Source organism: Lactobacillus sp. W8174 (assembly GCF_016100975.1).
Taxonomy (GTDB): Bacteria; Bacillota; Bacilli; order Lactobacillales; family Lactobacillaceae; genus Lactobacillus; species Lactobacillus juensis.
Genome location: NZ_JACFRN010000005.1, coordinates 74,868 through 94,280 on the forward strand (window position 1 = coordinate 74,868; position 19,413 = coordinate 94,280).

Genomic DNA, 19,413 nt, shown 5'->3' on the forward strand with positions numbered 1-19,413 from the left:
TAATCAAATATGCTCATATATTATGTCATCACCGATATTGAATTCAGGTATTGTCTGTTTATCCTCTAAAGTGAAATACACACCGTTAGCTAGTGGATTTTTTGACTTTTTCTGATTAAAAAATAAGGTAACGTGTCCCAGAGCTCTCATATCGCTGGCAACCATGGAGCCAACAAAGTCAGCAACATAGGTCTGGCCATCAATAGTAATTGTATCGCCCTTTTTCATAATAAAACCAGTGGGAAGAGTTTGGGGATCAAACTTTTGAATAACTGAAACATCGACTAATTCTGGAGTGACATTTTCACCAAATAAAATCACCATATTACCCTTAGGTTCAATAGCTTGTTTACCAATTTTTGTAATAGTTGCTGTCCATTTCATAATTGTTCTCCTTAAGCTTTAATTTTAGCATAACAAAAACCGCTTAACTAATATATAGGCGGTTTTTTTGTTACTTCTTTATTTTTTATGGTAAAGTAGCCATTTTTTAATTTCATCAATAATAACTAACGGTATTGGCAAACAGAATAGGAATAGCCAGTCAACCGGCAATAATCTTGTCGTATTGAATAACTGCTGCAAGCCAGGCGTAACCGTTAAAGCTAAAAACAGTAGTATTTCAAATACAATACCGTACCAAATGTTCCGGTTACTAAATATGCCTTTCTTAAACAGTGAAACTTTATTTGTTCTGCAATTTAAGACATTTGCGATCTGCGTAAAAATAATTGCTCCCAAAACCATTGTGGTTGCACGCATATAAACTGGACCATTAGCTGCTAAAGGCACATGCGGCCAACCGTTTTGGAAATTCACGAAGAAATATGCGCCAATGGAGATAGCACTGGAAATCAAACCGTACCACAAAAATGCTTTAATGATGACACTTTTATTGAGCAAATGCTCATTACGCTTTCGCGGTGCTTGTTTCATAACATCTGGATCAACCGCTTCCCCGCCAAGTCCTAATGCTGGCAACATATCCGTTCCCAAGTCGACTGTTAAAATCTGCATTACAGTCATCGGCAAAGGAATCATGCCTCCAGAAAATAGGAACAATATTGAGGGAAAGGCTTCTGGTACATTGGAAGTCAAAATATAGGTTAAGAACTTACGGATATTACTATATACGGCACGGCCTTCTTCAATCGCGGCAACAATTGAAGCAAAATTATCATCAGTTAAGATAATATTAGCAGCATCTTTAGCTACATCAGTGCCAGTCAGGCCCATTGCTATACCAATATCTGCCTGCTTCAAAGCAGGAGCATCGTTAACTCCGTCACCGGTAGAAGCTACAATTTCACCATTTTCCTGTAAAGTCTTGACAACTTTATATTTTTGCTCTGGAGCTACCCGCGCAAAAATTACTTCTCCTTTTAAAGCTTCGCGTAAATCTGCATTACTCATGGTTTCCAGTTCATCGCCAGATATGACTCGTGCCTTGTCTGATGTTAAACCAATTTGGACAGCAACAGACTTGGCTGTCAACTTGGAATCCCCAGTTACCATGATAATTTTAATTTTTGCTTGGTGACAACGTTTAACAGCGCTATATATTTCTGGCCGAGGTGGATCACTCATTGTGGTCAAGCCCACAAATACTAAATGTTGTTCAGCTGTCTCAATAGTCAACTTGGTAACATCAGTATTTTCTTTTTCTACAATTCGATAAGCCATGGCCATACTGCGAAGTCCTTTAGCAGCATAGTCAGCATTATGTTTTTCGGCTCGTTTCTTATCATCGTCAGTCAGGGCTCGAACTTTACCGTCTACTTGAATTTGGTCACACTGCTTAATCACATCACTAAAAGAACCTTTAGTAAAAATGATATATTGGTGATCATTCCAGCGGTGAATAGTTGACATCCGCTTTCTATTAGAGTCAAAAGGCAATTCTCTTAATCGGGGATATTTTACTAAAACCTTTTGGCGATCAAAGCCTGCTTTTTCCGCCATAATAATTAAACAAGCTTCAGTTGGGGTGCCCAAAATCTTAGGTTTGCCCCCTTTAACCTTGCTGGGTTGAACAGCTGTATCATTGTCGAGAGATGCTATCTGCACCAACTTGTGCAAGTCGGGGTTTTCCTCATACCACAACTGTTTATTGTTTAACTCAATTTGGCCATTATTGACATAGCCGTTGCCTGTGACCTTGTATTCATTTTGCGGAGTCCAAATGTAATGAATAGTCATTTGGTTCTGAGTTAAGGTACCCGTTTTGTCGGAACAAATAACTGTAGTTTCGCCTAGTGTTTCAACAGAATTTAATTCCTTAACCAGTGCATGTTTTTTGGCCATGCGTTTAACACCCTGGGCTAAGCTAAGAGTTACAGTAGGCAATAATCCTTCTGGGATAAAAGCTACAATCATCCCTAAAGCAAAAATAAATGCTTTAGCAAACGGATATTTCACAAAGAAAATTGCTGCAATCAAGAACAAAACACCTATCGAAACAGCAATAATTGATAATTGCTTAGTCAAACGGTTTAGTTCTTGTGTTAGTGGACTATCGACTTTATTTTGCTTTTGAGTTAACTGTGCTATTTTACCGAATTCAGTATTCATTCCCGTAGCAAACGCTATTGCACGAGCTGTGCCTGAGCCAACTGTTGTTCCTGAATAAACCAAATTAGCTTCTGCGTAGCTGCCTTCGCCCGGTGCGTAATCCGTAGTTTTTGATTCAGGTACAGATTCACCATTTAAGGCACTTTGGTCAACCTGCATCGAGCTGGCAGTAATTAACCTGGCGTCTGCTGGAATAGCATTACCTGCTTGAAGAATAAATACGTCTCCAGGAACCAGTTCTTTAGCATCAATCTGCGTTTTTTTACCGTCACGAATTGCCTGAACATAGGTTGGCAACATGTTATTCAAAGCATCGGTTGCTCTTTTGGCAGCTCTTTCTTGCCAAAAACTAAACAAACCGTTAATAATATTAACCAGCCAAATGGCAATTCCCAATTCAAGGGTGCCACTGAACATTGCTACAGCTCCGGAAATCCATAACAAGATTGCCATCATACTTATAAAGTTCTTAAAAAAAGTCTTCCATTCAGACTCTTCTTGAGATTTTTTAATTTCATTACGACCATATTTAGCCAATCTTGCGGTTGCTTCTGCAGTAGTTAAACCTGCAGAAGATGAGTGAAGATTAGTATAAACTTCAGAAATATCATTCTTAGCATAAAGCTCTCGAATTTTATTTTCTTCCATTCCCAACATACCTCTTATTTCAAAACTTTCAATTTTAAACTAATAAAGCCGACACCATACTTTACCACTTTTTAAAATGTTAAAGTCACTCAATATTTTTACAATTGCGTGTCATGCTATACTAATTGTTGAGACAATTATAAATGAAATTGGAGGCTTTTCAAGCATGAAATTATTAATCGGCGGATACACCAAAAAAAAGTCAACGGGAATTTATGAATTACCACTTACCCGTGCAGAAAATGGATTAGAAATGCAGATGGGACCAGCTAAAGAGGTAATAAAAGTTGGAGGTCCAACTTATTTTGTCCAAGACGGCAAATTCATTTTTACTATTAATAATGCTGGCGATAAGGGTGGCATCAGCTCATTTGAGCTCGTTGACGGTAAGTATCAAGAAAAAGATTCCTACTTAACTGCCGGTTCGTCACCCGCTTACATTGGCATTAACGGTGAAAAGAAATTACTCTATACAGCAAATTATCATACAGCTGTTCTTGCTGTATTTGCATATGATGATGAAGGTAAATTAAGTTTGCTCGATTCTGTTACGCACACTGCTGATTCTTTGGGGCCGTGTCCCGAACAAGCTGATGGTCCCCACCCGCACTTTTTTGATCAAACACCGCAAGGCAATTTAGTAAGTTGTGATTTAGGTAATGACTGCCTTGATTTTTACAGTTTTAAAAATAATAAGCTGCATCACCTAGCCAAGTATCAAAACGAACCCGGTTTTGGCAGTCGCCACATTGTTTTCAGTCCTGATGGCCATTATTTTTATGTTGTTGGTGAGCTTTCAAGTAAAATTAATTTAGTCAAGTTTGATGAAACTAACTGGCAATTTGAGAATTTTGCCACTTATTCAACCATCCCTGATGACTATTCAGACCACAATGGCGCAGCTGCTATTAAAATTAGTAAAGATGGTAAATTTATTTATGCTTCCAATCGTGGCCACGATACCATTACTGTTTTTGCAGTCAATGATGATCACACATTACAGCTACGCCAAAGAATCTCAACCTTTGGTGAATTTCCGCGAGATTTTAACTGGGATAAAGACGAAAAATACGTGGTGGCAACTAATCAAAATTCAGATAATGCTACTTTATATACCCGTGATTCTAAAAATGGCTGTTTGACTCCTGTGCAAAAGAATATTTTTGTTCCAGAAGGAACCCGCGTACTTTTTAGTGAATAATTTCGGAAAACGAAAGAGAGTTGTCCTGATTAAAGGCAACTCTTTTATTGTATATATTTTTAAAAATTATTTAGGAATACCCTGCCACAATTTTTGCATATCTGGTGGATCAGGGATCTCAATATTAACTTGCCTTTCTTTCCTGAAAGGATCAGAAAATTCTAAGTAAAAGCAATTTAGTGCTTGCCTGTTAAAATTATCTTTTTCCCCATATAATGGATCCCCATATAGCGGATGACCGATAAACTGCATGTGCAAGCGAATTTGATGAGTTCGCCCGGTATAAAGACGCAATTCTACTAAGCTGGCATTGGGCTTTTGTGCAATCACTTTATAAACTGTTTTTGCCTTCTTACCTGAAGAATCAATACTGCGCACGATAGAAGTTCCCTTGCGTCCAATGGGCTGATCAATGATACCCGTTAGTTCATCTAAGTCAAAATTTCCATGAACAATTGCGTGATATTTTTTAACAAATTTGTCCTTAGGAATTTGACTAAAACGTGCATGAGCAATAGCATTTTTACCAACCAAAACCAAACCAGAAGTGTCGCGATCAAGTCGCGTTACAATGTGCGGCTTGGTATGCACACTTTTTTTGCGCTCAAAATAACCTAAAATTTGGTTAACGAGCGCGTTATCATCGTAGCGAGAAGGAATCGATAAAATCCCTGCAGGTTTATTGACAACGAGGTAATTTCCTGTTTCTTTAACAACTTCAAGAGGTTCTGGAGAAGGTACCAGCCATGGATTGCTTTTTTCCTGACCTGGAATGAAAATCACTTCATCACCGGTATGTAAAATGAAGTTTGTATAGCGCCTTTTATGATTAACAAGAATCATTCCACCAGCATTTTTAGCATTATTGACAGCTCTTTTTGAAAAACCATTCTTTAATAAAAAAATCCCCAATTTTTTGGGGGCTTTTTCATCCACAGTAACTTTAAATAGTGTCATCGTTATCTCCGATAAATGCACTTTGAACTCTTGACCAAAAATGGGTATGTCCAAACCTGTCAAAATGGATTTCCTTACTAGAAATACGGTAATCAATCTTTTTGGCATTGCGAATGTTAATCCGACGACCGTCAATAGTCATCACAAAGTGATCAGCTTTAGGAACTATAGTAATCCACTGCTCGGGAGCGAGTACAATTGGTGATGACAAGGATCTAAAAATACGATTATTGATAGAAGCTATTTCCGCCATTTGCAACGCTTTAAGTCTCGGATGGATTACTGCACCACCAAGCGATTTATTATACCCTGTTGAGCCGGTTGGAGTTGAGATACACAATCCGTCTCCCCTAAAATTCTCAAATAATTGATCATCAATATAAACTTTAGCTTCAAGAGTGTGTGATACGCGCTTTACTGCTGACTCATTTAAAGCTAAAAAATGCTTTTTTTCATTAGCTTCAGTTAAAAGTTCCACCTCTAAGAGCGGATAGCTGGCAGATTCAGGTTCCCTTAAAAACAATGCGTCTACCATTTTATCAACTTCTGGACCACGCCAATCAGTATAAAAGCCCAAGTGTCCAGTGTGGATACCGATAAAGCGAATTGAACTAATTTGATTTTCATATCGGTGAAAGGCATTGATCAAAGTGCCATCACCGCCGACAGTAATCACTACATCTGGATATTTGGCATCAAAGACAACGCCCTCTTTGGTTTCTAACAATTTTCGCAAGTGCGCTACCACCTTTAAAGTCTCTTGATTGGTGTTATGGGCAATTGTAATTCTCATTATTTTTCCTTACCCTTGTTTTTAGTAAAAACCTTCTGCGCTTCTTGTACTTCATCTTTTATTAAAGACATTTCTTCATCAAGTTTATAAGCCGTTTCTGCAGTAGATTTTAGTCTTTCAGAAATATCTTTTGGATAAGAACCCTGATATTTATAATTAAGAGTATGCTCAACAGTAGCCCAAAAATTCATTGCTAGAGTCCTAATCTGAATTTCAGCTAATAATTTTTTGGGTCCTGTTGGCAAGTAAACCGTATAAGAAATAACCATATGATAAGAGCGATAGCCTGAAGGTTTAGCATTTTTAACATAATCACGTTCTTCAATGACTTCCATATCATCACGTGCATGTATTAAGTCTACCACCTTATAAATATCATCGACAAATTGACAGACTATCCTTATTCCGGCTATGTCTTGCATATCAGTCTCAATCACATCTGGACTGATAACACGCCTTTGCATTTTTTCCTTAATTGAATCAACAGTTTTTACTCTGCCGACCACAAATTCAATCGGTGAATGTTCTTCTTGAGTCAAAAAACTTTGTCTCAAAGAACGAAACTTCACCTTTAATTCTCGCACGGCCTCTTCATATGGCCATAAAAAATTATCCCAATCATAATTCATAGAAATAACCCTTTCTCAAACAGCATATTCATTTTAACATAAATTATATGATAGCAATTTCATGTAATCATTTGCCTTAATAAAATGGCATTTTCCTATACAGAAACTAGAAAAGTTATTATAAGGTCTTATTTCTTGCACATTGAACCTTTTAATAATATGATAAATTTATTAATTTCAATTAGGCTATACTATCATAGCTTTAGCGCTTTTTTCACTAATTTAGGGGAATTTTAAAATTTAACTGCAGTCGCTTTTCATTTTTAAAGGATAGTTCTTAAAATAAATATAGACTTCGGCACGAAATGTTACAGGGAATTCTTTGATAGCCACAATATTGAATGGAGTATTATAAAATGTCACAAAACAATGAAATTGAAGCTAAAATCATTTTACCTAAGGCAATATATCTAAAACTTTGTCATGATTTTCCACTAAAACACAGTTTTAACCAGGAAAATTATTATTTTGATACCAGTGACGGTTTGCTAAAACAATCTAATATAAGCTGCCGCATTAGGCTTTTTCGTGACCATGCAGAGCAAACTCTTAAGGTTCCAAATAAGAATCCCATACAAAACGATTTCCATGAAGCAATAGAAATTAATGATTCCTTAAAATTAAATGAAGCAAAAGCATTTATTAAGCAGGGAGCCGCTGGATCGCCTATAATTTTTAAGTATAGTGCAGGAAAATATTTAAATCAGAAATTTTCACAGAAATTAAGCCTTCATTTACAGACTTATTGCAAAACTCATCGCATATTAGCGAATGGACCAAAAAATTGTGAGTTAACTTTTGATGATAACACTTATCCAGACAACTACGAAGATTTTGAACTTGAGATTGAAAATCGCAACCCAGACTTGATAGCAGAAACTCTGGCAAAATTAAAAAAAGAATATCAGTTTACGCAAAATTATGCTAACACTAACCAGGCGAAAATTGCACGCGCTTACAGACATCGTGTTAGAATATAGTTGAAGGTAACTTTTCAAAGGATAGATATTTAAAAATTTTATACTTAATAATCAGTATTGGAGGAGCCTGATCATGTTCGAGATTTTTCTTTTTGTTAATCCCGTTGGTATATATTGTTATAATACGGAAGTTTTAATCAAAGACGCAATTAATGAACTTAATATCAACTCTTCATTTCATTTTGTTCCGATTATAAATACTAAAGTAATCAAAGAGGACATTATTAGAAGAAAAAATGATGGACAGAAAATAAAAGACGTACCGCAATATACAATTGTTTCTTTTCAGGTCTTACGGCATTACAATGCGATTAAGATAGAATATGGTAACAAAAAGGCACGTGCTTATTTAGTTGCTTTGCAGCGTGTTATTAGCACCGATTTTAATAAATATTCAGAAAATTTGCCTAGACAAATTGCAGAAAGTTTAGACTTGGATTTTGATCGTATAAATGATCGCAAAATTGCCCACTATGTTGATGAATCTATCCAACAAGACAAGGATCTTGCACGTAAATTTAATGTTCGCAATTTCCCTACAACTATTATTTTTAATGAAAGTGGCAATTATAATGGCGTAATGCTAGAAGGCATTCTTGCACATGACAAACTAATAAAGCTTCTTAAGGATAAGGGTTGTGTCGCCAGTGACCCAAAGGGCTATTATCCGGTGCGACATTTACGACTGATTTAAATATTTACTTACATTATCTGGTGAATCTATTTTTCGAAAACTGGTAAAAACCCAAGGCGGCAAATCATCTATGGTTTGCCTTTTTTTATATAGCAAATTTGCAATTTGCATGCCCTTCAAACTCATATGTTTGAGCTGTATTTGCAGATATCGCTTTTGCTCTTTAGGATTAACATGATATTTTTGCAATAAAGGGTGAAAATGCCACAAGCTTTTTAAACCTTTTGCACTGATAGCGAATTTTTCCTTTTGGAAATGAACCTTGTTTGTTAATGGCTCAAGCAAAACGTTATATTTTAGCCTAATAATTTTTTTAAAAGGATCAATCTCTAAATAATAATCTCGCCAAAAATTGTTTCTGCGAAAGAAAATAAGCTGCGACTTTTTTAAGTTTTGTTCTAAAAAATGCCTCTTGCCAACTATCCAGATATCTTTAACGCCTATTTGCCTATACAAAAAATGGCGGTGGCGAAATTCTGACTTATTTAAAGGAGCGCACTGAATCTCGAAGGCTAAGTTTGAGCCTGCTAATATATCAGCTCGCAACTGTCCATTAGCAAGATTAACTTCTGTTTGCGCATTAAAATGTACTTCTCTCAGTGCTTGTGTCAGTATTCTTTTACTCTGGGCATGTTCTTTATTTTCCCCGCATAAGTTTATTTTGGAAGGTATATGTTTAAAATAGGACTGCGTATCTTTACATACTAATTGCATTTCTCGTTCACAATGAGGGCAAAAATAATGTTTCTTTACTTCGTTATTCCTTTTGGTCAATTTAGCTTCCTCAACAGCTAAAACCAAAGTATTATTTAACAGTGCTGCGTACATATTTATCACCTAAAAATAAGTACGCAAAAAGGCAGGAATTAACCTGCCCTTTTTATTCAGCTATTATATTATTTTATTTAATACCGCTAAAATAATGCCGCAGTTGATCTAATGCATCATTAGTTAGCAAACATTTACCATTAGTTCGTACACGAGCCATTTCACTTGTTTTTACTTTAATACCATATTCATTTGCAATTGCCCATGCATTAGCGGGCTTTATTTCTGCATAGTCTTGACTAGTAAAAATCAGCTCTAAGTAAAATTTCCCCCGCTCAAAATAAAGACTGGAAGACAAATCATTAGCTTTAAGACTATCCGCTAATTCAGTCACTTGATCAAGGTCAGTAAAACTATATGCCTGCTTTTTCTGCAATTTCCAAAACTGCTTCTTAACTTTAGGTTGAGAAGAATCTGCTGGTTCATTTGAATCATCTTTATCTGTTTCTTCATCTTCAGGCTCAAGGTCAAGAAAAGATTTACGAGCATCATTATTCTTTTTATGGTTGTCAATAAAATCATTATCAAATAATTGGGCAAGATTATTACGATCTTTCTCTGTCACTTTAGTGATTAATAAATCAAGCCCACCGTTATTAGGCATTACTTGAAAAGTTACCGGTGCATCCTGACTAAAAGAATGATCAGTGTCAATTTCATCCAAAATTGAATAAAAGAAATGCTGGATTTTATTTTTATCACCTAGTAAATCTAAAACTTTGAGACCACGATTAGCTAATTCTTGTTTACCTATTCTCACGCGAATCGTATTATTGTTTATATGATCTACTTGCATGAGTTCTCACCTCCATCAGATTCTTTGTTCTATTGTAGCGTACTTTGCTCATAAAATAAAAGCGTTAGTTTAAAAACTAACGCTTTTATTTTAAACTTACCTGAATTTTATAAATCAGCTATCTTTTGCATTTCTTCAAGCTCAAGACGACGCACTTTTCTTGGTAAAAAGCGCCGAATTTCATCTTCATTATACCCCACTTGCAAACGCCGATCATCCATAATAATTGGACGTCTTAATAAACTAGGATTTTTTTCCACTAAGTCAAGCAGTTGGTCTATCGACAGATCATCAAGATTAACTTTAAGTTGTTGAAAGGCTCTTGAACGCGTAGAAATAATTTCTTCCGTACCGTTTTCAGTCATTCGCAAAATTTGCATCAGCTCGTCTTTTGTCAAGGGCTCTGAAAAAATATTCCTTTCCTTAAAGGGAATATCATGTTTCTTTAACCAAGCCTTTGCTTTGCGACATGATGTACAGCTCGGAGATATATATAAGTTGACCATATATTTCACGCTCCTTTAAATTGTTTTCTAAATTATTATAACATACTACTTCTTTTTTGTAAGTAGTGTTTTCCACAATTAACTATATTCTTATGTTAAGTTCAAAAAATGAATATTCTGTGAATTTTTTACCAAGAAAGATTAAAGAAATTAAAAAAGGATACACAAATTTTAAAAATTGTACCCTTTTTAAAAAATATATTTAATTGTTCACTTTTTTCATTAAATCGCTAACCAATTTTTCGTTTTCTTCAGCAGTTTCTGAAACATAACAAGCTTTATTAGCTAATTCCTTGATATCATTAGTGTCAAGTTTCTTCATCAAACTTCTGATTCGTAAAATTGAAGTAGCACTCATTGAATACTCGTCTAAGCCCATTGACAAGAGAATTGGGAACATGGTACTGTCACCGGCAGCTTCACCACACATGCCACACCAAATACCATTTTCGTGAGCTGCATCAATTGTATGTTTTATTAAACGTAGAACTGATGGATTTGCAGGTTGATACAGGTAAGAAACATTGTCATTACCACGATCAGCAGCCATTGTATATTGGATTAAATCATTAGTACCAATTGAGAAGAAGTCAACTTCTTTTGCTAATTGGTCGGCTAAAACGGCAGCAGCTGGAACTTCAATCATCATTCCTACTTCTAGGTCTGAACCGATTTTAACGCCCTTTGCCTCTAGCTTGTCTTTTTCTTCAGCTAAAATTGCTTTAGCCTTGCGTAATTCATTTAAGGTACCAATCATTGGGAACATGATGCCTAACTTACCATAAGCTGACGCACGTAATAAAGCACGAAGCTGAGTACGGAAAATATCCTCATTTTGCAGTGAAAGTCTAATTGCACGTACACCTAAAAATGGGTTCATTTCTTCTGGTAAGTCCCAGTAATCAAGATGCTTATCTCCACCAATGTCCATGGTTCTGATAATAACCTGCTTACCGTGCATGCCTTCGATAACTTCCTTATAAGCCTCAAATTGTTCATCCTCTGTTGGGAAATCCTTTGAGTCCATATACAAGAATTCAGTTCTATAAAGACCTACAGCCTCAGCACCATTGTCATTTACCCCTTGCATGTCATTTGGCGTACCAATATTAGCTGCAATTGTGAATTTTTTACCATCTGCAGTTACTGATGGTTCATTCTTTAATTTTTCCCATTCAGCTTTCTGCTTCAAGAAGTCGGCACTCTTTTGCTTATATTCCGCAATCTCACTGTCAGTCGGCTTAACGACAACATCACCATTCAGGCCATCAACAGCGACTGTATCACCATTTTGAACATCATTTGTGATTGATTCAGTACCTACAACAGCTGGTAATTCTAAAGAACGAGCCATAATTGCTGAATGCGCAGTTCTACCACCAATGTCAGTAACAAAGCCCTTAACAAACTTTTTATTTAATTGAGCAGTGTCACTTGGTGTCAAGTCATGAGCTACCACAATTACTTCGTGATCAATTGATGCAGGGTTAGGTAATTCTTTGCCCAGCAAATGAGCCATAATTCTCTTAGAAACGTCTCGTACATCAGCTGCACGTTGCTGCATGTAAGTGTTATCAGTCATTCCTTCAAAAATACTGATAAATTTTTGTGCAGTTTCGTCTAGCGCAGCTTCACTATTAACTTTTTGTTCCTTAATTTCATTCTCGATGGCACCAGTAAATTCAGGATCATTTAAGATCATCAGGTGAGCTTCAAAAACTTGAGCTTCATCTTCACCTAAACTCTTTTTTGCGCTATCACGGATTTTTTCAACTTCAGCAGTTGACACTGAAATTGCCTTCTTATAGCGTGCTAATTCACTTTCAACATCGCTAACCGTAGTTTTTGAAAATGAAAGATCAGGTTCAACCAAGAGATAGGCTGGTGCTACAGCAATACCATCACTTGCAGCAATTCCTTTTAAAGTCTTGGTCATTATTCAGCTAAACCCTCTTTTTTCATTGTTTCAGAAATAGCGTTGATTGCGTCTTTTTCATCATCACCATCAGCACTGATCGTAACGTCAGCATTTTTGCCAACTCCGAGTGACATGACACCCATGATTGACTTCAAGTTAACTGATTTACCATTGTATTCCAAGTTGATATCTGAACCAAACTTAGAAGCTGCTTGTACTAGCAAAGTAGCTGGACGAGCATGAATACCTGTTTCTGCAACAACATGAAAATCGCGTTTTTCCATTATATATATCTCCTTTTAATTCAAAAAATCAAAACGGTAGTAAATACCTATTCGCTTACTTAGACTATCATTTTTTTGTGAATTAGACAACATAAATGTAACAGTTTACATCATTAAACTCCAGTCTTGGACTGCGAATAAATTATTTTACCGCCCCGCAAGGCCTTTCCCGTTATGTTTTGCCTTTTACCAAAAGACCTTAATGCAGATTGAAATTCAAAAGCATCTTTAGGATCAACCTCATAATGATCTAGTTCACCATCTGCCAACTGCTCAAGAATTTTTTGATAATCCAAATTTACCACCGCTTTTATCCTATATTATTTCAGCAACATTTTTGATTTTTGCCTATATGTATTTTAGCATATTTAGCATACTTACAAATAATAAGATCCAAGTTTTAGCACTTGATTATTCCGAGTGCTAATTATATAATTTAGTAAACTGATATGAAAGGCGGTAATACAATGCTTTGTCAAAACTGTCAAAAACGACCAGCTTCCATTCACTTATTTGCAAAGGTCAATGGACAAAGTCGCGAAATTAATTTATGCGGACAATGTTATCAACAACTTAAACAACAAGGAAATATTAATATGAATAATGACAATAATGGCTTTTTTGGTGATTTTAGTGACCTGTTTAATTACAGTGGCAACACTGGAAACCCAGGAGATCCAAGAATGGGTAATGGCGGACCCGGCAATGCCAATGGAAACAATGGTGCTGGCGGTGGTCGTTCACTTTTAGATCAATATGGAACAGATCTAACTGCACTGGCAAGAAAGGGCAAGATTGACCCAGTCATCGGACGCGATAAAGAAATCGCACGTGTGATTGAAATTTTAAACCGCAGAACAAAAAATAACCCAGTTTTAATTGGTGAAGCCGGTGTCGGTAAAACTGCTGTAGTTGAAGGCCTGGCCCAACAAATTGTCGATGGCTCGGTTCCTGCCAAGCTGCAAGACAAAAGAATAATATCATTAAATGTTGTTTCTTTAGTGCAAGGTACAGGCATTCGCGGTCAATTTGAACAGCGTATGCAGCAACTTCTTAAAGAAGTGGAAAATCACGATGATATTATTCTCTTTATTGATGAGATTCACGAAATAGTCGGCGCAGGCAATGCTGAAGGCGGAATGGATGCAGGCAATATTATTAAGCCGGCTCTTGCCCGTGGTGATTTACAACTAGTTGGTGCGACAACTTTAAAGGAATATCGTGAAATTGAAAAAGATTCTGCTTTAGCAAGACGTTTCCAACCCGTTGACGTTAAAGAGCCTTCGGTTAAAGAAACTATCCAGATCTTAAAGGGTATTCAAAAGCGCTATGAAGATTATCATCACGTTCACTACACTGATGATGCCATTAAGGCTGCTGCTGAACTATCTGAGCGTTATATTCAAGATCGTTTCTTACCTGATAAGGCAATCGATTTGCTTGATGAAGCAGGTTCACGCATGAATCTGACAATTCCATATGTTGATAAAGATAAAATGAAAGAACGGATTGATGCAGCCCAAAAACTAAAGCAGGAATCCTTAAAGAACGAAGATTATGAAAAAGCTGCCTACTACCGCGATCAAATTGAAAAATATAATAAGATGAAAGACCAAAAGGTTGATCCGGATAAATCGCCAGTGATCACTAGTAAAATTATGAATAAGATCGTGGAAGAAAAAACTGGCATCCCCGTTGGCGATTTACAAAAGCAGGAAGAAAACCAGTTACAAAACTTGGCACCAAATTTGAAAGCACATGTCATCGGTCAAGATAAAGCTGTTGACAAGCTGGCACGAGCAATAAGGCGTAATCGGATTGGCTTTAATAAGTCAGGTCGTCCAATTGGCTCCTTCCTCTTTGTTGGACCAACTGGTGTCGGTAAAACTGAACTGGCTAAACAGTTGGCCAAGCAAATGTTTGGTTCAGAAAATGCTCTAATTCGTTTCGATATGTCAGAATATATGGAATCATATTCAGTTTCCAAATTGATTGGTTCGGCACCTGGTTATGTCGGCTATGAAGAAGCTGGTCAATTAACTGAACGTGTACGTCGTCATCCGTATAGTTTGATCTTGCTGGACGAAATTGAAAAAGCCGATCCAGCTGTTATGAATCTTTTCCTGCAGATATTAGATGATGGTCGCTTGACCGATTCTCAAGGCAGAACGGTATCATTCAAAGATACAATTATTATCATGACTTCTAATGCTGGTCAGGGTATTAAAAATGCCAGTGTAGGTTTTGCTGCTGAAAATGCTAAAGATAAACCTGATACTGCTAGAAACTCAATGAGTCAATTCTTTAAGCCTGAATTCTTAAACCGTTTAGATGACGTGATCGAATTCAACGAATTAACTAAGGACGACTTAGTGAAAATTGTCAACTTAATGCTCACCGATGTTAACGACATGGTTAAGAACCAAGGTTTACAAATCACGGTTAGTGAAGATGCTAAGAAGAAACTAGTTGAGGAAGGTTACAATCCTGCTATGGGTGCAAGACCATTACGTAGAACTATTCAGGAGGAAATTGAAGACAAGGTTGCTGACTACAAACTTGATCATCCAACTGCCAAGAACTTACTTGCCAGTGTTTCTGATAATCAAATTATCATTAGTGAAGATACTAATGAAAACAGTGCCAGTGAGTCAGTTGATCAAACTACAAATAATTAGTTAAAGTAACTCTTCATTAAGCATGATTATTACAGATAATAATAATCATGCTTTTTATTAAAGAAAAAAGTGTTGATAAGTTGTATACTAAAATAAAAAGAACTACTAGAAGAAACGGGTGAAATCCATGCATTTAATAGATGTAACCAATAGCTATAGGGACCTAGTTCACAGTCAATTAAATTCGACCAATGTAAATTATGTTAAGGTTTACTCTTTGGGTAATACCTCTGTTATCTACACCGAAAGTGATAAAGCGATCGGAATTGTTTTGGAAAATCACAATCGCCGAGTGCGCAAAGAGGAAACAGATTTTGTGATTGAACGCTTAATTAAAGAAAAAGACCCTTCATATATGTTGACCTTTGATAAAAGTCAACATGTCATTGAAATCCATATTGATAAATAAAAAAACTGGCTTCAATGCCAGTTTTTTATTACAACTTTTCAGTTAGTTTAACATCAGGATATTTGTCTTTGAAAAACCGCTCTGCAAATTGATTTTCAAACAAAAATAGTGGTTGACCATAACGATCTTTAACTAGCAGATTTCGGCTATTTGCCATAGCTGGATCAAGCTGTTCAGGAGCAATCCAGCGCGCTACGCGATGACCAATATTGGTCATCTCAACGTCTGAATTGTACTCATTTTTCATTCTGAATTTGAAAACTTCAAATTGCAATTGACCAACAGCACCCAAGATATACTCATCGGTTTGATAATTTTGGTATAACTGAATCGCACCTTCTTGAACCAGTTGGACCATTCCTTTATGAAATGATTTCTGTTTCATCACATTTTTTGCAGTGACTCTGACAAATAATTCAGGAGTAAATTCTGGTAGTGGTGGATAAACCACTTTGTTTTTACCAGCATAAATGCTATCACCAATTTGAAAATTACCGGTATCATATAAGCCAACTATATCCCCGGCAACTGCATCTGAAACTTGCATCCTTTCACTCGACATAAACTCGGTGGCATTGTTAAGTCTAATCGGTTTACCAGTCCGAGCCAAAGTTACATCCAAGCCTTTTTTAAATTCGCCACTGCCAATACGGACAAAAGCAATACGATCACGGTGATGCGGATTCATATTAGCCTGAATTTTAAACACAAAACCAGAAAACTCAGGATCATCAGGAGCCAGGTCTTCAGTTTCATTAACTGTATGACTTGCAGGAGCAGGAGCCATTTTGACAAAGCTTTGCAGGAAAGTTTCAACACCAAAATTGGTTAAGGCAGAACCAAAGAATACTGGGGTTTGATCACCTTTAGCAATTTTTTGCAAGTCAAATTGGTTGCCAGCTTCTTTAATTAATTCAATTTCTCCTAGGGTATCTTGAAACTGCGGGTTCTGACTAAAGGGTTCACTGTCTGGCAATTTACCATCTTTATCTAGTGGCAAAAAGCGGTCAGGGCCATCTTTATGATACATTTCAATTTGGTTATTAGCGATATCATATAGTCCTTGCAAGGTTTGGCCCGAGCCAATAGGCCAATTCATGGCCACACCTTCAATGCCCAGCAGATCTTCAAGTTCAGCAATCAAATCTAACGGCGGTCTGCCGTCACGATCCAACTTGTTCATGAAGGTAAAAATTGGAATCCCCCTTTGTTTTACGACCTTAAATAATTTTTTAGTTTGAGGTTCGATACCTTTAGCAGAATCAATCACCATGACTGCTGAGTCAACTGCCATTAAAGTACGATAAGTATCTTCGGAAAAGTCTTCATGCCCAGGAGTATCAAGAATATTAATTCTCTTTCCCTGATATTCAAATTGCATGACGGAGCTGGTAACTGAGATACCACGTTGTTTTTCAATTTCCATCCAGTCACTAGTAGCATAATGGCCGCTTTTACGCGCTTTAACCGTCCCGGCACTGCGAATCACACCACCAAAAAGAAGCATTTGCTCCGTGATCGTAGTCTTCCCTGCATCTGGGTGCGATATGATAGCAAATGTTCTTCTTTTATTTACCTTATCTAACAGTTCATTACTCATTAAGTATTTTGTTCTTCTTTCTTCTTAGGTTTTTCTTCAGGTATAGTTAATAAAACGGTCATCAATCTCGAACGCATCATTCTTCTGGTAGTTAAAACCATGCCGTTATCTAATTTAACCGATAGTTTTTCTCCTTTGGCAGGAATTATGCCTAATTTAGTGATCATGTAGCCGGCAATGGTATCTACGTCTTCCATTTCCAGATTTGTGCCGAATTGTTCGTTAAAATCATCAAGAGGCATTTTACCATAAATGACATACTTATTAGGGGCAATTTGATGCACTAAAACTTCGGTTTGGTCCACTTCATCATCAATATTACCGACTATCTCTTCGATAATATCCTCAATGGTTGCAATTCCGACCACCCCACCATATTCATCGGTTAAAATAGCTAATTGCTGCTGTGTTTGCTGCATCTCAACTAGTAATTCTCTAAGTTCGGTTGTTTCTGGCGCAAAAAGTGGCGGATTCATGACATCATCATAGGTAATCTTATCAAAGCCTTTTTCCCAGGCCTTACGCAAAACAGTACGAATATGAATGATACCAACTATCTTGTCTTTATCATGTTGATAAACCGGTATTCTGGAATATGGTTCACGCAGTATTTCTTTGAGATGATCCTGTAAACTTTCCTGGCAATCAACCATAAAAGCATCAATTCTGGGTACCATCACTTCACGTACCATCCGTCCCTGAAAATCCAAAACTGCATTTAACATTGAAAATTCATTGTCATTAATTTTCTTATTTTTATGTAAATCTTCAATTTCTGAAATTAAGTGCTCTCTTGTTTCTTCATCGTTTGTAGGGGAAAATTTATTCTTGAAACGCTCAAATAAATTCCCCTTGTCGGGGTCGCTAGCCATTTTATTGCTCTCTTTCTTAAAATAACGTATTAAATACCAACATTATATCATGTACGCACACAATATGTTAGAATAGCACGTAAGAAATGAGGTCAAACTATGAAAAAAAGTCATGTCATACTTGTTTTCACCTTTCTGCTGTTAATTCCCTATCTGTGTAGTCTCACCATTATTGGTATTGGCTATGATGCTTTGGTTTTGCATTCGGCTGATCTTTTGCGCACTACTATTGGAGCAACAGTCGGTGCCTTAATTATGTTTGCCATTAAGGCAACGATTCAAAGACCGGTCGACTTGCTGGCAGTAGAAATAAACGATGGCTTCTTGAAGCAATTGTTACGTTTTTTCAGTATCAGACGACGCTACCTTTTGCAAATTGCTAACGTAATTTTGGATTTCATTCTCTGTTTTGCTGCTACTTTTGTGGTTAGAGAATTTTTAACACTTGACCAAATTGTGGGTAAATCAGTCGGAATTGTGATGCTGATTATGCTCTTGTCAACTTGTCTGGGTGCATATGTTGAATACGACAACCTGTCAATTGATCCCAAGCAACACTAATTTTTAAGACTGTCTTCAAGATATAATTCTTGGGTCAGTTTTTTTGTGTCTAAATTCAAGTTTTGCAAAACATAGGGAGTTAAACTATCTCCCGGATTTTGATAAATTTTAATGCCCTCATCCGCAACAGCAGCTAAAAACTGTGAAATTACCACATTTAAAGGTTGACTAAAAAAGGAAATATTTTGATCAGTTTTTTCTTCAATTGCTACTTGAGTTTCAGGCAAAACAAATCTCATTAAGCCTTGAGGAACTTCAACATCATTTGGTGCAACGACACCATACCAATACATAAAGTTTTCAGGTCCAAAAACTATTAGGCTGCTCCTAGTATTTTTCAAATTGTTTTTGCTAATAAAATCTTGAAAAGCTTGATTTTGTTCCATTTCCATGTTTGCCTGATTAAAAGTTTTTTGTTCATCCATCACTTGATCTGGAAAAGGACGACCAACAAATGTTATTTTTTCTTGCAGTTTTTTCATAAATTC

Annotated in this window: 20 protein-coding genes; 6 read left to right on the forward strand and 14 right to left on the reverse strand. The window is 36.5% G+C overall.

Going from position 1 to position 19,413, the window contains the following annotated elements; genetic code table 11:
* Nucleotides 1–3: 3 nt before the first annotated feature.
* Both H3U49_RS07630 and H3U49_RS07635 read right to left on the reverse strand, forming a co-directional pair.
* Nucleotides 4–384 carry a PTS glucitol/sorbitol transporter subunit IIA gene (locus tag H3U49_RS07630; RefSeq protein ID WP_198180855.1) on the reverse strand — a complete coding sequence of 127 codons (381 nt, stop codon included), beginning with the start codon at nucleotides 382–384 and terminating at the stop codon, nucleotides 4–6.
* Between the two features lie 78 nt (nucleotides 385–462).
* Nucleotides 463–3,219: a cation-transporting P-type ATPase gene (locus tag H3U49_RS07635; protein WP_198180856.1), complete on the reverse strand. Its 2,757-nt coding sequence runs from the start codon at nucleotides 3,217–3,219 to the stop codon at nucleotides 463–465.
* 166 nt (nucleotides 3,220–3,385) lie between these two features.
* Here H3U49_RS07635 and H3U49_RS07640 point away from each other — a divergent pair, with 166 nt between their 5' ends.
* Nucleotides 3,386–4,420: a lactonase family protein gene (locus tag H3U49_RS07640; protein WP_198180857.1), complete on the forward strand. Its 1,035-nt coding sequence runs from the start codon at nucleotides 3,386–3,388 to the stop codon at nucleotides 4,418–4,420.
* 66 nt (nucleotides 4,421–4,486) lie between these two features.
* On the opposite strand, the gene H3U49_RS07645 is transcribed toward H3U49_RS07640, so the two are convergent.
* From H3U49_RS07645 to H3U49_RS07655, 3 genes are read right to left on the reverse strand one after another with little or no spacing between them, the layout of a single operon-like run.
* A complete protein-coding gene (locus tag H3U49_RS07645) occupies nucleotides 4,487–5,377 on the reverse strand; it encodes an RluA family pseudouridine synthase (RefSeq protein WP_198180858.1) in 891 nt (296 codons plus the stop codon).
* The gene (locus H3U49_RS07650; RefSeq protein WP_198180859.1) at nucleotides 5,364–6,170 is read right to left on the reverse strand and encodes an NAD kinase; all 807 of its coding nucleotides are present in this window, start codon (nucleotides 6,168–6,170) and stop codon (nucleotides 5,364–5,366) included. The genes H3U49_RS07645 and H3U49_RS07650 overlap by 14 nt, the downstream gene beginning before the upstream one ends.
* Entirely contained in the window at nucleotides 6,170–6,799 is a 630-nt protein-coding gene (locus H3U49_RS07655) for a GTP pyrophosphokinase family protein (RefSeq protein ID WP_198180860.1), read from the reverse strand. The genes H3U49_RS07650 and H3U49_RS07655 overlap by 1 nt, the downstream gene beginning before the upstream one ends.
* Nucleotides 6,800–7,155: 356 nt before the next feature.
* Between H3U49_RS07655 and H3U49_RS07660 the strand changes: the two genes are divergently transcribed.
* Nucleotides 7,156–7,779, forward strand: coding sequence for a CYTH domain-containing protein (locus tag H3U49_RS07660; RefSeq protein ID WP_198180861.1), 624 nt, complete (start codon nucleotides 7,156–7,158; stop codon nucleotides 7,777–7,779).
* Between the two features lie 73 nt (nucleotides 7,780–7,852).
* The gene (locus H3U49_RS07665) at nucleotides 7,853–8,473 is read left to right on the forward strand and encodes a DsbA family protein (protein ID WP_198180862.1); all 621 of its coding nucleotides are present in this window, start codon (nucleotides 7,853–7,855) and stop codon (nucleotides 8,471–8,473) included.
* On the opposite strand, the gene H3U49_RS07670 is transcribed toward H3U49_RS07665, so the two are convergent.
* From H3U49_RS07670 to H3U49_RS07695, 6 genes are all read right to left on the reverse strand, one after another.
* Nucleotides 8,459–9,301 carry a competence protein CoiA family protein gene (locus H3U49_RS07670; RefSeq protein WP_198180863.1) on the reverse strand — a complete coding sequence of 281 codons (843 nt, stop codon included), beginning with the start codon at nucleotides 9,299–9,301 and terminating at the stop codon, nucleotides 8,459–8,461. The genes H3U49_RS07665 and H3U49_RS07670 overlap by 15 nt on opposite strands.
* Before the next feature lie 73 nt (nucleotides 9,302–9,374).
* Complete coding sequence (locus H3U49_RS07675) at nucleotides 9,375–10,097, reverse strand: adaptor protein MecA (RefSeq protein WP_198180864.1); 723 nt, start codon at nucleotides 10,095–10,097, stop codon at nucleotides 9,375–9,377.
* 107 nt (nucleotides 10,098–10,204) lie between these two features.
* Complete coding sequence (spxA, locus tag H3U49_RS07680; protein ID WP_034977372.1) at nucleotides 10,205–10,603, reverse strand: transcriptional regulator SpxA; 399 nt, start codon at nucleotides 10,601–10,603, stop codon at nucleotides 10,205–10,207.
* Between the two features lie 202 nt (nucleotides 10,604–10,805).
* The gene (ptsP, locus tag H3U49_RS07685) at nucleotides 10,806–12,539 is read right to left on the reverse strand and encodes a phosphoenolpyruvate--protein phosphotransferase (RefSeq protein ID WP_198180865.1); all 1,734 of its coding nucleotides are present in this window, start codon (nucleotides 12,537–12,539) and stop codon (nucleotides 10,806–10,808) included.
* Entirely contained in the window at nucleotides 12,539–12,805 is a 267-nt protein-coding gene (locus H3U49_RS07690) for a phosphocarrier protein HPr (protein WP_034977366.1), read from the reverse strand. Before H3U49_RS07690 ends, ptsP begins: the two co-directional genes overlap by 1 nt.
* Nucleotides 12,806–12,918: 113 nt before the next feature.
* On the reverse strand, nucleotides 12,919–13,101 hold the full coding sequence (locus H3U49_RS07695) for a hypothetical protein (RefSeq protein ID WP_046331841.1): 183 nt from the start codon (nucleotides 13,099–13,101) through the stop codon (nucleotides 12,919–12,921).
* 171 nt (nucleotides 13,102–13,272) lie between these two features.
* Between H3U49_RS07695 and H3U49_RS07700 the strand changes: the two genes are divergently transcribed.
* Together H3U49_RS07700 and H3U49_RS07705 are read left to right on the forward strand one after the other, a co-directional pair.
* Nucleotides 13,273–15,483: an ATP-dependent Clp protease ATP-binding subunit gene (locus H3U49_RS07700; protein ID WP_198180866.1), complete on the forward strand. Its 2,211-nt coding sequence runs from the start codon at nucleotides 13,273–13,275 to the stop codon at nucleotides 15,481–15,483.
* Between the two features lie 127 nt (nucleotides 15,484–15,610).
* Nucleotides 15,611–15,892, forward strand: coding sequence for a DUF1827 family protein (locus tag H3U49_RS07705; protein WP_198180867.1), 282 nt, complete (start codon nucleotides 15,611–15,613; stop codon nucleotides 15,890–15,892).
* Nucleotides 15,893–15,920: 28 nt separating this feature from the next.
* Here the strand turns inward: H3U49_RS07705 and H3U49_RS07710 are convergent, their stop codons facing one another.
* Both H3U49_RS07710 and H3U49_RS07715 read right to left on the reverse strand, forming a co-directional pair.
* The gene (locus H3U49_RS07710) at nucleotides 15,921–17,492 is read right to left on the reverse strand and encodes a peptide chain release factor 3 (RefSeq protein WP_198180868.1); all 1,572 of its coding nucleotides are present in this window, start codon (nucleotides 17,490–17,492) and stop codon (nucleotides 15,921–15,923) included.
* Nucleotides 17,492–18,364, reverse strand: coding sequence for a hemolysin family protein (locus H3U49_RS07715; protein ID WP_198180869.1), 873 nt, complete (start codon nucleotides 18,362–18,364; stop codon nucleotides 17,492–17,494). Before H3U49_RS07715 ends, H3U49_RS07710 begins: the two co-directional genes overlap by 1 nt.
* A 99-nt stretch (nucleotides 18,365–18,463) precedes the next feature.
* Between H3U49_RS07715 and H3U49_RS07720 the strand changes: the two genes are divergently transcribed.
* Nucleotides 18,464–18,925 carry a hypothetical protein gene (locus tag H3U49_RS07720; RefSeq protein WP_198180870.1) on the forward strand — a complete coding sequence of 154 codons (462 nt, stop codon included), beginning with the start codon at nucleotides 18,464–18,466 and terminating at the stop codon, nucleotides 18,923–18,925.
* Here the strand turns inward: H3U49_RS07720 and H3U49_RS07725 are convergent.
* Nucleotides 18,922–19,407, reverse strand: coding sequence for a hypothetical protein (locus H3U49_RS07725; protein WP_198180871.1), 486 nt, complete (start codon nucleotides 19,405–19,407; stop codon nucleotides 18,922–18,924). The genes H3U49_RS07720 and H3U49_RS07725 overlap by 4 nt on opposite strands.
* Between the last annotated feature and the right edge of the window lie 6 nt (nucleotides 19,408–19,413).